General features: G+C 46.7%; 11 protein-coding genes. 1 reads left to right on the forward strand and 10 read right to left on the reverse strand.

The window, feature by feature from the left end:
- Positions 1-91: 91 nt before the first annotated feature.
- From GLV81_RS05500 to GLV81_RS05545, 10 genes are all read right to left on the reverse strand, one after another.
- Positions 92-2,044 (reverse strand): protein-disulfide reductase DsbD family protein, encoded by a 1,953-nt coding sequence (locus GLV81_RS05500; protein ID WP_157477554.1) that lies wholly within the window; start codon positions 2,042-2,044, stop codon positions 92-94.
- A 33-nt stretch (positions 2,045-2,077) separates the two neighbouring features.
- Entirely contained in the window at positions 2,078-2,530 is a 453-nt protein-coding gene (locus GLV81_RS05505; RefSeq protein WP_157477556.1) for a protein-disulfide reductase DsbD domain-containing protein, read from the reverse strand.
- 153 nt (positions 2,531-2,683) lie between these two features.
- A complete protein-coding gene (gene purQ, locus GLV81_RS05510; protein WP_157477558.1) occupies positions 2,684-3,346 on the reverse strand; it encodes a phosphoribosylformylglycinamidine synthase subunit PurQ in 663 nt (220 codons plus the stop codon).
- 133 nt (positions 3,347-3,479) lie between these two features.
- Positions 3,480-4,469: a hypothetical protein gene (locus GLV81_RS05515; RefSeq protein WP_157477560.1), complete on the reverse strand. Its 990-nt coding sequence runs from the start codon at positions 4,467-4,469 to the stop codon at positions 3,480-3,482.
- A gap of 102 nt (positions 4,470-4,571) precedes the next feature.
- Positions 4,572-4,817 (reverse strand): hypothetical protein, encoded by a 246-nt coding sequence (locus GLV81_RS05520; RefSeq protein ID WP_157477562.1) that lies wholly within the window; start codon positions 4,815-4,817, stop codon positions 4,572-4,574.
- Complete coding sequence (locus GLV81_RS05525) at positions 4,810-6,102, reverse strand: hypothetical protein (RefSeq protein ID WP_157477564.1); 1,293 nt, start codon at positions 6,100-6,102, stop codon at positions 4,810-4,812. Before GLV81_RS05525 ends, GLV81_RS05520 begins: the two co-directional genes overlap by 8 nt.
- A 97-nt stretch (positions 6,103-6,199) precedes the next feature.
- Complete coding sequence (locus tag GLV81_RS05530) at positions 6,200-7,120, reverse strand: glycosyltransferase (RefSeq protein WP_197428967.1); 921 nt, start codon at positions 7,118-7,120, stop codon at positions 6,200-6,202.
- An 11-nt stretch (positions 7,121-7,131) separates the two neighbouring features.
- Positions 7,132-8,622, reverse strand: a complete 1,491-nt coding sequence (locus GLV81_RS05535; protein WP_157477568.1) for a polysaccharide biosynthesis C-terminal domain-containing protein — start codon at positions 8,620-8,622, stop codon at positions 7,132-7,134.
- Positions 8,623-8,671: 49 nt separating this feature from the next.
- The gene (locus GLV81_RS05540) at positions 8,672-11,377 is read right to left on the reverse strand and encodes a T9SS type B sorting domain-containing protein (RefSeq protein ID WP_197428968.1); all 2,706 of its coding nucleotides are present in this window, start codon (positions 11,375-11,377) and stop codon (positions 8,672-8,674) included.
- Between the two features lie 565 nt (positions 11,378-11,942).
- On the reverse strand, positions 11,943-12,692 hold the full coding sequence (locus GLV81_RS05545) for a TylF/MycF/NovP-related O-methyltransferase (protein WP_157477571.1): 750 nt from the start codon (positions 12,690-12,692) through the stop codon (positions 11,943-11,945).
- Positions 12,693-12,719: 27 nt separating this feature from the next.
- On the opposite strand from GLV81_RS05545, the gene GLV81_RS05550 reads away from it, so the two are divergent.
- Positions 12,720-13,463: a class I SAM-dependent methyltransferase gene (locus tag GLV81_RS05550; protein ID WP_157477573.1), complete on the forward strand. Its 744-nt coding sequence runs from the start codon at positions 12,720-12,722 to the stop codon at positions 13,461-13,463.
- Positions 13,464-13,471 lie beyond the last annotated feature (8 nt).

Raw genomic sequence — 13,471 nt, forward strand, 5'->3', positions numbered from 1 at the left:
GCGGATGGCTATTGCAGAGTGACAACCAAATTGGCTTACAATTTTTGTATAGCACTAAAAACCCCGGAAAGTCCGGGGTTTTTCTTTGTTGTTATTTTTTGTCGGTGAAAAGTTTTTTCACTTTGTCCAGATGCGCCAAAAAGCCCGGTATACTTGGGTTGTAGCCATATCCTTCGGGAGTGAGTAGCTTACCTTCTGTATCAACAAACACATAGTAAGGCTGTGCATTATTGTTGGTGAGAGCAACTTCAAAGTCGAGGTTTTTTTCGCCCATGCGTTTCAATACTTTGCCATCCAGCTTGGAAGTGGTCCATTCATTTTCAGGCAATTGAAACTTGTCATCTACATACAAAGACACTACTACAAAATCATTTTGCAACCGTTGCATTACTTCCGGATTGCTCAGCACTTCCCGTTCCATTTTGCGACAGTTGGCGCAGCTGTGTCCGGTGAAATCTATCATCAATGGTTTGTTGAGTGCTTTGGCTGCTGCCAGTGCTTCATCGTAATCAAAAAAGCTGTTGACGCCGGGTATCTCCGATTCGAGTAAGTCAGTATATTTTTTAGGCTGCGGACCAGTAGGTAACGTAGCTGTATTGCTGCTGTTGACATTGCCGGCAGCCAGTTTAAAATCTTGTGTTTTCATTTCGGGCAGCCAGGCACTGATGCCATTGAGCGGCGCCCCCCACAAACCCGGTATCATGTACACAGTAAACGATAGTGAAGCAATGGCAAAAAACAAACGGGTAACCGAGAGGTAAGGTTGACCGTAATCGTTTTTCGGCAGCTCATTATCGTGGTGAAACTTGAGTTTGCCTAACAGGTACAAACCGAGCAAACCAAAAATCACAATCCAGAGGCTGAGGTACACTTCGCGGTCGAGGATGCCCCAGTGATAAGCCAAATCGGCGCTGCTGAAAAACTTGAGGGCCAGTGCCAGTTCAATAAAACCCAATGATACTTTAATGGTATTGAGCCAGTCGCCGCTTTTTGCCATATTATTCAGCAGGCTGGGGAAGATGGTAAACACAGCAAACGGCAGCGACAATGCCAGCGAAAAGGCAAAGAAACCCACCAGTGGCGCCCAAAAACTGCCCTTGGCTATGAGCACCGTAAGGGCACCAATAAACGGCACCGTACAGCTAAACGACACTATCACCAACGTGAGGGCCAAAAAGAAAATACCGCTGTAACTGTTGAGTCCACTTTTGCTGTCGATTTTATTGCTCCAACTGGCGGGCAATGTTATTTCAAAAGCACCCAGGAAGGAGATACCGAATATCATGAAGAGCACAAACACACCCACGTTGAACCAGGCGGAGCTGGCCATTTCGTTGAGGGCGCCTTTGCCAAACACAACCGTAATCAGAAAACCGATGAGGGTAAAAATACCAATGATGGAGCCGGTGTACACAGCTGCATTTTTAATGCCTTGCTTGCGGGTTTTGCTCCGCTTGGTAAAGAAACTTACCGTTACTGGCACCATGGCGTAAATACAAGGCATGATGAAGGCACCCAAACCTGCCAGGAAGCCTTCGAGGAAAATTTGCCACATGGATTTTTCTTCTTCTGTGCCGGTGGCTGCAGCTGAAGCTGCATCGCTGCCGGCAGGAATACTAGCGGTAAAAGGGTATTCGCCATTTGGAAATTCATCGCCCTTTATGCCCAGCCACACCAGTTTGCCGGATACAGATCCGGTTTCGGCATTTACCCGAAGGGGCAAGCGAAATTCCACAGAATCTTGGTACACACGGTAGCTGCCGCCACTGCCGTCGGGCAAGGTTTGCAGCTGTCCGTTTTCAGTGATGATAGCACCGGAAACCAGCAGGGTAGCACTGCTGCTATCGAGCACAATGCTGCTGATGAGCGGGTCGTCGGCCGAGGCGGCTTGGCTGGTAAACAGCGCCATCGAATCTTTCATCAATGCTTTGATGATGAGCACAGCGCTGGTATCGCTGGTGCGTTGTACGCTGCTGCTAAACTGCACGGGTTCCTGCTGTGCCAGGGCAGGCAACACGGCCAGCCACAGCAGCAGGGCGAACATAATTTTTTCATACTCAAGAGAGCTTACCGAAGATTATTGCAATGCAATGGTGAAAGGCTTTTCCGTAGGGGGCAGGCACTGCTTATCGTCGCAGGCCATGTATTCTACTGTGCCGGAAAACGATGTTTTCAGCGGCTTTTTGAGTTTTACTACCTGCACAAAGTCGACAGTTTTTTCATAAAACTTCACCATTTCAGCAGTACTGGGGTCGCGGAGCGTAACGGCTTTGCCCACCACTTTTACCTTACCCTGCGGGGTGGCCAGCGGATTGCTTTTGAGCACAATACTGGTGGCTACGCCAATATCGGCGCTGTGGTCGATGGTATAAATATGCCATCCCGGCTCGATGCTGGCCGTAAGGTGCAGCTCGTAGGTAGTGGCATCAATTTTTTTGGCAGAAAAGGTCCACTTTACCGGATTTTTTACCTGGCTCATGGCCATGCTGCTCAGCAAAAGGGCTGTCAATAAAGAGAAGAATTGCTTCATGGTCTTCAATTAAGTATAGGTATAGCAACAACGAATGGCGGTTGTGGTTGCAATGATAACCAAACCCTTGCATGCACAAGGCGACTTAGGGCACAAGGGCCCGCCAATTAGCAAAATGTTTAGGCAAATCAGCCTCAGGCTGAGGGTAACGATTTAAGAAACGAGGCCCAGCTCACGAAACACCTGAACGCCGTCGGTATTGCCAAGAGCATTGCTGCAGGCACGTTCTGGGTGAGGCATCATGCCAAATACATTGCGGCTGCTGTTGCAAATGCCGGCAATATTACGGGTGGCGCCATTGGGGTTGGCCTCGCCGTTTACTTCACCTTCGGGAGTGGCGTAGCGATAAATCACCTGTTGGTTGGCTTCGAGGCTATCTAATGTGGCGTCGTCAGCAAAATAGCGGCCCTCACCATGGGCAATTGGAATTTGCAGGCCCTTGGTATTGGCACCGTTGAGGTACACGTTTTTACAAATAAATTGTTGATTGGCATTGCGGAGCAATACGCCGGGCAGCAGGCCGGCTTCGCACAAAATCTGAAAGCCGTTGCACACACCCAGCACTTTGCCGCCTTTGTTGGCAAACTCAATCACACTTTGCATCATGGGGCTAAAGCGGGCAATGGCACCACAGCGCAGGTAATCACCGTAGCTGAAACCGCCGGGCAGTACAATGCAGTCGTCGGTGGTAAACATGCTCAGGTCTTTGTCTTTGTGCCACAGCATGATTACTTCCTGGCCCAAATCGTACGCCAGTGCATCGTGCATATCTCTGTCGCAATTAGAGCCGGGGAAAACAACTACACCAAATTTCATGGATTGTGATTTTGATTGAGGCCGCGAAGATAAAGGTTTGCTGGTTTAGGCAGGGTAAGTTCAACCGTTCAAGTGTACACAAGTTCGAAAGTTTGGAGACCATGTATGGCTGAAGAATCAGCAATCCCTTTCCTTACATCACGCCGCTTTTCCAGCCCCAGCCTACTATGGCTACCACTATAATCAGCAGCCAGAAAAAGAGGAGCTGCCCGATTCCTTTGCCTTCGCTGGCAAATGAATTGGCCATAAGGCAGCCGGCAGGAAAAGCCAATAGTGCCAGCATACCTGCCATGTGCTGATGCGGAAAAAATAAGCCGGGCATAGCCAGCAAGCCCATCATGAGCAGGCTGTACCAGTTTTTGCGGCCCTGTATTACCATGCGGCGGGTTTGCTGTTGCCATGCGGCAAAGCTTACCAAAAACCAGAGCGTGGCCATTCCCACAGCCAGCCACCAGTACCAGGAAATATTATTGGCCAATACCGCTTTTCCGATAGAAGGCAGGTGCTGTTGCGGGTGCCAGTTATCGGTCAGAAATTCGATGGCCAGCACAAAGTAGGCCGGGGTGAGCATAGCCGCTAATAGCAGTACCCACTCTGCCAGCCGGAAAGGCCGCATAAATGCCAGCACGATAAAACAGCCGGGCAGCCACCACACAAATGGATGGTATAACAGGTATGCCATACCTGCCAGCAGGCCGGCATTCATGATATTGGTGCGTGGATGCTCTGACTGATACAAGCGGGTGAGGCTGGCAAAAACGCCAATGAGCATGGGCAAAACCAGCAACGCAGGGAGCGCCAGATTAGACACAGGAAATAGCGAGGAGAAAAGCAACATGGCAGTAGGTACCAGTACATGTCGCTGATTGAACATGCGGCGGTTGCCGGTTACAAACCCTGCATAAATGACCGAGGCCATGAGGGCGATGATGCCCACTACCCGTATGAATCCGTTGTTTAATGCAGCGCTATGTGCATTGAGCCATTGCGATAGCAAACCGCCATCCGCCACAAAGGCTGGTGTTTGTGCGGGTGCTGAAAAATAGCCCACTTTGAGCAGGATGGCCAGCAATAACAAGGCAGGAACCTGTAGCGAACTTCTTTCTTTGAAATACCCAATCACAAATGCAGCGGTTTTTTGAAGATGGCCACAAATGTAGGCATTGCGCTACAGGCGCCAACAGTCTTTTAGCTCAGGATAAATAGCGTTGCTTACTGGGCAAATTCAAGCCGGGCAAAGCACAGCGAATTGCGGTACAGTGTTGGAATGATCACCCACTTTGCGGTCTACCTGTTTGGCATACTTGGGCATAAACTTGTAATCCCTTTCCTGACTTTTGATGGTTGGGTTACGAATGACACGGCCTTCCGGTGTAAGGGTTTGATAAGCCAGTACGGTGTTGCGGGCTTCCTGATCGTTGTAGAGGTAGTGCAAACCGGCGCCGGTATTGATGGCTTGATAGCTAATCATGCTTGCTGCTGTTGTCGTCAAATTGTGATTTAATCACCTGGTTGGTGAGGAGCATTTTACCATTTTTATCAAAGGCCAAAATGATGATGTTTTCAGCATGATAGCGGGTAATATCATTGTTGCCATAACCCCAGGGGGAACCCCAGCCCCAAGGAGAGCCCCAGCCATAGCCACCCCAGCGGTAGTAGTCCATTGGCGACATCCACGGGTTCATCATACTCCAGCGGTTATAAGGATTGAAGTTGCCCCTGCTGGTGGTGTAGTTGCTTTCGGCATTCATCAGAAAAGCACCATCGCTGCGGATGGTAATGTCATGAATGTAAAAATCGTTGAAAGCGTTTTTGCTGCTGTTTTGTCCACGGTTGTCCTCCCGCATCTGATCGTCGAAAGGAACGGTATTTTGTACTACCCAGTTGTCTGCAGCTTTATCAAAAATAGCATTGGCCACGCCTTCAATGGTTGTTTTGCGACCGGGGTAGTAAAAGCCTGTAAAAAGATAACGATTGTTGTGGTTATCTATTTTCAGTTTTACCTCATCCAAACTGTAGTTCTCTAATTTCAGTTCTCTTGTTTCGAATGCGTCTTTTTTAAGGGGCTTCAGCAGCAGAAAAAACTTGGTAATGTTGTCGTTGTTGCCCACCCGTACACCACGGCCAAAAATGAGGTTGCCATGATTGTCGACATTAAAATCGGTGAGGAAATCATTGCGGTCGCCCATGTCTAAGCCCAACTGTTGGGTGCTGTGCAGCAAGCTGAGTTCCTTATCGTACACCAATGTTTTAAATTGAAAACGGCGTTCGTTTTTGGTATTGATGCGAAACACCATGATGTGGCTTTTGTCTTCGCTGGGTATAATGGAGTAAATTTTATCGTCTGAGCTGTTGCCGGTAATGGTGGTATCGAGTGTAATGGGTTCAGTCAGGTTCTTGCCCTCGGCATCTAGCTTCACGGCCATTACAGAAATCACGCCTTTTTTCTGAAACTGATAAAACAAATAGGAGTGATTGGGATAGGCTACAAAAGTGGCTTCAATGGTTTTTTCGGGCATGTAAGGCATTTCAGTGTTTTTGACCAGTTTCATTTGCTGATCGTACACCGATATGTAATTATTGGACCGATAGTTTTTAAACACCAGATAATTACTGCCATACTGACCAATGATTTCAAAGTTGATTTGTCTGGCTTCGTTGCGGTCTGGCTCACTGTACACCAGCTTTTGTGCCAGCACGGGGGTACTCAACAAAGCGAGGCAGCAAAGGGTCAATATTTGGCGTAAGTATTGCATAATCATCAATTAATCGTTTTACGAAGCTGTTGGTTCTATAACAAATTTGAGCCCTGTTTGGTATCATGGGTTGTATGGCGGCAAAAAATTAACCTTCTTATCGCACAAACACGTCTTTTTTCAAGAAACCTGTTAAAGTAAACCATTGGGAATACATGGTGTACCGGCCTTTGATTTCTTGCCCTTTCAAAGCAAACAATAACCATATCAACAATGAAGCGCCCCATTTGATGAGATATTCCACCGCTTTTTTTGCCACAGCGGTTGTCCCATTTTCCATGGTCACCCGTATGCGTTCTTCATTGCCTGTTTTCAAAAACAATTTTTTGAAATAATCGAACGTGAGGCGGTGGGCATCTATGTTGTGATATACCAATGCTTCGGGCAAAAAATACACGGCTTTGTTGAGCTGCGTAACTGCATGATAGATATGCTTGTCGTCGCCGCGGAAAGTCAACTGGTTGTTGAAGCCACCGGCCTGCAACATCAGCTCCTTACGGTAGGTCATGTTGCAACCAATGGGGTACTTCATGCGGCCTTCAAAAATGCGGATGGGTTCGCCATGATCTACACGGCCAATAAAACCGTTGAGGTATTTGTTCATCCACGCTGGTTCGGGACTTTCCGAATATTTTGGGAGCACCCGGCCACCGGCACCGGCGGCTTCAGGATGGGCTTCCATGAATGCGGCGATACTGGCTACAAAATGCGGCACGGCTTCGGCATCATCATCAATAAACGTAACGATACCGGAACGGGCTTCGGCAATGCTGCGGTTGCGGGCAAAGCTCAAGCCCTTTTGCGGCTCATGCACATACCGGAAAGGCAGCTGCGGATGCACTGCTATAAATGCTTGAACAATGGCAGCGGTTTCGTCGGTGCTGGCATTGTCTACTACTATCACTTCCCACTCATGGGCAGGCATGGTTTGCTCGGCCAAACAGGCCAAACAAGCACCAATAAATTTTTGCCGGTTGTACGTACAGATTGCTACAGAGATGCGGGGCGCCATTTGCATAGGCCTGCAATTTACCGAGGCCACAGTTTTGTACGCCATTTTTCCCAAAGGGCTTGCAATTCTTCACTCAGGTGAAACCGCAGCACCATGAACACGAAGAGGGCCCCAAACAGGAGGCTGCGCAAAATGCCGTCGATAAACAAATTGCTATGTGCCGGAATGATATACACAGCTGCAATAAGAGCACTGCCACCCAGCAGTACGGCCGCATTGCGCCAGGTGAAGGGTTGCAGCCCGAATTTTTTCCAGAGAAAAACAAAACGGATGCCGTTGTAAATAGTCATGGCAATCACGTTGGCCAATGCAGCGCCCATCATGCCAAAATTGCGGATGAGCAGGTAGTTGAGCGGAATGCCAATAACTGAATACACCAATGTGCTGGCAAAATCGAAACGCCAAAAAGTAGACAGCTGAATGAGCATGGAGTTGAGACCCGTACCCAGGTTGATCCAGCGGCTTACAATGAGCACGGCCAGTGGCAACACCATGGCGGCGTAGGCACTGGGAAAATACCGTTCGATGTTGTGCAGGTTTACCAGAATAAGACCACCCAAGCCGATGCCTGCCACCAGCAGGTTGATACAGCTTTTACGGTATACACTCAGCAGTCCGGTCATGTTTTTGGCCCGCCAATACTCACTGATGAGGGGCACACTGCTGGTTTGCATGCTGCGCATGGGCACTTCCACTACCTGTCCAAAATACTGGGCCACGGCATACACACCCGCCTGGCTAAAATTGTACATGCTGGCCAAAAACAATGTGTCGCACACCACAAAGGCTATCTGGCTGATGGTGGTCATGAATACAAAACTGCCGAGGCTCAGCATTTTGTATTTGAGCCTGCGGGTAACCTTGCTGATGCGGAAGTGGAGGGGCAGCCCATGATGCTTCCGAATCATGTAAATGAGTATAGCTGTGGCCGGTAAATAAATGCAGGCGAAAAGTTGCATAAAGCCATCGAAGCTGACCAACTGCCAACCAAAAAGTAACAAGCATGCAGTGGTGAGCAACCGAAACACCAGTTCTTTCAACGTATTGGCCAAAATGGTTTTGCCGGCAAACCATGCGTACAATTCCATGTATAGAAAGGTCCCCTGAAAAAGAATGAACAAACTCAATGTGAAATAGTAGGGCGAAAACAGCGGATTGTTTTTGCCAAAGATGAGTACGATTTGCGGTTTGAGTATTTGCAACATCAGCAATACCACAGCCATGCCAATGGCAAAAAAGCCCATGGTAATAGCGGGCAGGTCTATTTCGTTGGGCCGCAGGTGGCGTTTGTAAAAAGGAAAGAATTTGGCAATTACCGGAGTGGTGCCCAATGTAGCCACGTTGGCGAGTAAAACCGCAGCTTCGGTAATCACCCTGGTAAGGCCCCACTGCTCTGTACTCAAAATTTTTGGCTGCAGCACAATGAGGTTGAGTGCACCCACGCCAAAGCCGGCAAAGATGACCAGCGTAGACAGAATCGATTGGCGTTGAATGGTGGTTTGGCTCATAGTGTTGCCTTGCAAAGAAATAGAAAGCAGCACATATGCCGAGAGAATGCTAGCGAATCAGGGAGAATAAACCTTTGTGCTCTACAATTCCACAGGCGGTTTCTGCAACTACAATGTAGGCATACTGACCGGAAGGCTGAGCAGTACCATTGCGTTTGCCATTCCAGCAGTCACTCGCTTTTGTGGTGGTAAAAATCAATTCTCCCCAACGGTTATAAATTTCAAACTTGTACACTTTTACATCGCCCCATTTACCTATACCAAAACAATCGTTTAGCCCATCGTTGTTGGGAGTAAAAGCTGTTGGCATTTGAAATAAGCCCATATTCTGGCTCATTGAAATTTTTAAGTTTACGGTATCCGCCGCTACGCAGCCAACATCATTCACCACTTTTACCCAATAAGTACCAGATTGACTGATGTCAATTTTCTGTGTTGTACTACCAGTGCTCCACAAATAGCTGGCGCCATCGTTTCCGGCAGAAAGTGGAAAGGAATTTTTGATACACAGCACGGTATCATCACCGAGGAAAACGTTGGGCACCTGTAATCGACTATAGTTTATACTGTCTGCAAAACTGTTACCGCAGGCATCTGAAATGGTAAGCCAGTAGTCGCCTGGTGAAGTAATTCGGGTGCTGATGTTTTGCGAGTTGTTGCTCCAGACATAAGTGGCGGCATTAGAGGGCCCCGTCAGTGTAAAACTGCTGTCACCGCAACTTCGGATATCATTGCCCAGTGAAAACGGACTGGCCTTGGGCATTTGCCGAATGGTAATACTGTCTCTGTAAGTATTGTTGCACAAATCCTTTACCTCTGCCCAATAAATACCCGGCTGTGTAATTGTAATGCTGGAGCTGTTTTCATTGGTACTCCAAGTAAATGATGGCATTTGCATATTCGCATGGAGTGTCTGTGAAAAATTTCCACAATACAATGTATCGTTGCCCAGATTGGTGTAAGCAGGAGCGTGTTGTGTAATGTTAATCGTATCACTCATCGCTTGATCACATATATCCCAGGCAGTTAACCAATAGGTGCCGCTGGCTGTACTGCTGGTAAAGTTTGTCGTATCGCCATTGCTCCATAAATATCTTGCGTACTGATTGGGAACCGACATTGGCCATTTATTGACGCAAACGGTAGTGTCATTACCTAAAGAAAGAGGCGAGGTGTTTAGGGTTCTGTTGATGCGAATCGTATCAGAGTATTGCTTGCCGCAGCTATCTGTCACGGTTAAATAAAAAGTGCCTCCAATAGAAGTGTTGATAGATTGGGTAGTACTGCCATCATTCCATTCATAACGTAACATGCCTGGAGGGCCATCAAGAGTAAAAGGACCACTCTGGCAGATGTTTTTGTCGGGGCCAAAGTCGAAGGTTGCGCCTTGTGGTTGGCGTACAAATACGGAATCTCTGGTGTAGCAACCACTCCTGAATGTTACCTCTAACCAATACCAGCCTGGTTGCGAAGGTTGAATAAAAGCACTCGTTTCTCCGGTACTCCAACGGTAATGTGACGCATCAGTAAACTGCTTACCGATAGCCAGTGTTTCTCCCGAACATTGATTAAGCGTATCTCCAAGATTAAGCAGCGGAGCTTCCATAACCACAATGGTTTTACAGAATACAGACTGACTGGCCTGCCCTTCATTCATGTGCAGAGTTATATTGTATTTTCCGGGTTGAGAATACGTATAAACAGGAGGGTTGAAGGCAGATGAAGACGGAATGTTTGTGCTGGAGCAGTTGGCAAAGGTGAAAACTGTAAAGCTGTTATTCCGCACATTAGTCACAAAGAAATTGAGCTGATTGCCTGTTCTGAAAATGGTAGAAATACTATGTGGAAAGTTCATATTGCCGTTGTTGCCTAAATCTGTTGCAACTGGGGCGTCATTCAGCAGAGAGTTGCCAAAATCAAGTTTCATAAGTGAAGAGGAATTGGCATTCACCACAAAACCGAAGTTATTGCCACAATCTCGTATCAGTGTAATGTCTCTTGGTGCATTTAGTGTACCGTTTACTAAGGCAAGATCCTTGGCAGAAGGAACAGATGTGATATCGTTACCAAAATTTAATCGGATAATTCGGTTGTCATCCTGACTCACAACATACAAATAGTAATCGCTGTTCTCTTCAATACCGAAAATTCCTGTGGGGTATCTAAGGTTACCTAAGTTACCAAAATTGATGCCTGTAGGCATATTATCTAAGTTATCTCCAAAGTCATAACGGGTCAGGGAGTTATTGTAAGCGCTTACAGTGAAAGCATACCACTTCCCATTTTTATTAAAAATAGAAATGTCTACAGGGAAATCGATGCCTCCAATCGCTCCATAGTTTACAGCAGTGGGGGTATTCAAGAGACTATTGCCAAAATTAAGTTTAATCAACGCGGATTGTGATCGTTGTCCACCAACTACAAATGCAAACCACTGTTGACCATCATGCACAATTTGAATGCCTTCGAGATAAAGCGGCATAACCCCCAGACTGCCTAGGTTGGTGATGGAAGGATTGTTGTTGAGGCTGTTGCCATACCTTAGTCTGCTGATTGTTCCAGATAAATGATTCACGACTAATCCTATCCATTCGCCATTGTCATTAGCATAATCCATAAATACGGGCGTATTCGATTCAGGAGCAACTGAATAGTTCTGGGCGGTGGGTATTTGGTTAAGGTCGCCGGCACAAAAATTCCAGTAATAAGCTTGGCCTGCAGGGCTGCTATTCTGAATGTAAATTGGTGCATTCAAGCACACCGTGTCCGGGGCTACGAATTGGGCGCTTTGTCCTCTGGTTCGAGAAATTGACCAAAATAGCTGCAAAAAAATGAGAAGGACTATGAGTAAGTGCGACTTCATGAAGGTGTAATAACTGTGTGATTTTTTATAGTATTTGTGCGATATAATTGATATCTGTAAAATGATAAGGCTGCTTACTGCACAATGCCTTAATTTTTATGATAGCAAGATAAGTTTCATTATTGATGATGCAGCGTTTTAATTGCACTCGCAGCTGTTTCTGAAGTGAAAAAATGCTACTGGCAGTAATTGGTTCGGGTGTTATTGCCTATCACCAGGCACAGTAATAGGTTGCGGCTATTAAAAAGGTGCTATAAGACTCTACGGAATACATATTGATGAAGAGGCACTTGCTTGCATAGCAAACACATTTTGTGCTCAAGCAAAAAGTACAAGTATAGAAGAAACAATTCCTAAGTGGAAAAAGAAATAGGAGGGAGATAATATAAAGGTGTATACATTAGGGAGACTGCAAATGTTACGCCTAAATTGGTAGTACCAGCGGCGCAACAGATGTTTACAACTTAATTATAATTCTGCCGGTATAATCAATCCTGTTCAGCAGTACAGGCTGTTTGTCGAAATATTCCAGCACTGCTTTTTTAGCACCCTGCCAGTGACCGAAATCATCAATGATTAATGCACCATTGTTTGCCAGCAAAGGATACAAATGAATCAATTCATGTTTGGTGCTTTCATACCAATCGGTATCAAGGCGCAGTAGCGCAATGGCGGCTGGTATAGTTGCTGGAATGGTATCTTCTACCTTGCCTTGTACGTAATGAATATTTGCAGTAGGGTAGCCGGTGAGTTGCATGTTTTGCTGTACATCTTGTAAATCGGCAAAGGCCCAAATGCCAGCCGTTTTGTTGTGTGTGGCCAAGAGTTGCGCTGCATCGCTACCCGATATGTCTTTGTCGGCTTCGGTAGGTTCGCTCATGCCTTCAAAGGTGTCGTAGAGGTACAGGTGCCTGTTTTGAACACCCAGTTGTTTCAACGTAAGGGCAATCATCATACTGCTGCCGCCCCGCCACACACCACATTCCACAAAATCGCCGGGCAAGTTTTTTTCTATGGTATAGATTACTGCTTTGTGCAAGGCATACAGCCTTTCGGGGCTGGTCATGGTATAGGGTTTTACCTGTTGGTACAACTCCATAAAAGGTTCATCGCCCATCATATCGCCTGCTACTGGTTCTTCCATTTGCTTTTTGGTAATTACGTAGCCGAGTTGGCCCAACAACTTATTGGCGAGTTTGATAACCATTGAATTGCCTGATTTTCGGGCAAATTAATGGAATCGTTAGTTTTGGCCCTCATGAATTATCCCGCCGCCATATCATTGGTTCCAAAGGCTTTTAATCCGGGCATCGCTTCCCCCACATGGATTACCAGAAAACTATTGCTACATGCCGTGCTGCAACATGCCCCTGCTTTGAAAGGCAAGCTGCTAGATTTTGGCTGCGGCGCCAAACCATACAAGTCTTTGTTTTCAGTAGATGAATACATCGGTGTCGACTTTCAGGGAGAAGGGCACGACCACAGCAATGAGCAAATTGATGTGTACTACGACGGCAAAACATTGCCATTCGAAAACGACAGTTTCGACAGCATTTTTTCAACGGAAGTGTTTGAGCATGTATTCAACCTGCCGGAGATGCTCGATGAATTGAACCGGGTACTGAAGCCTGGCGGGCAAATGCTCATCACCTGTCCGTTTGCTATTTGTGAGCATGAGCAACCCAACGATTTCGCCCGGTATACGTCTTTTGCCATCAGGCATTTGCTACAGCAGCATGGGTTTGAAGTAGTACAGCAAGAAAAACTGGGTACCTCTGTGCAAGCACTCTGGCAAATGCGCATTACCTATTGGAACCTGCATGTGTTGTATAAACTACGCAATATTCCTGTGATAAGAAGTGGTGCAAGACTATTTTTCAATAGCATGATGAACGCAGCTGCATGGTTATGTAATGCTATTCTTCCTTTCTCTAATGATTTATACCTGAACAACCTGGTGTTGGCCAGAAAAAAGTAAAAAAACAG

It is taken from the genome of Phnomibacter ginsenosidimutans (assembly GCF_009740285.1).
GTDB classification, from domain to species: Bacteria; Bacteroidota; Bacteroidia; order Chitinophagales; family Chitinophagaceae; genus Phnomibacter; species Phnomibacter ginsenosidimutans.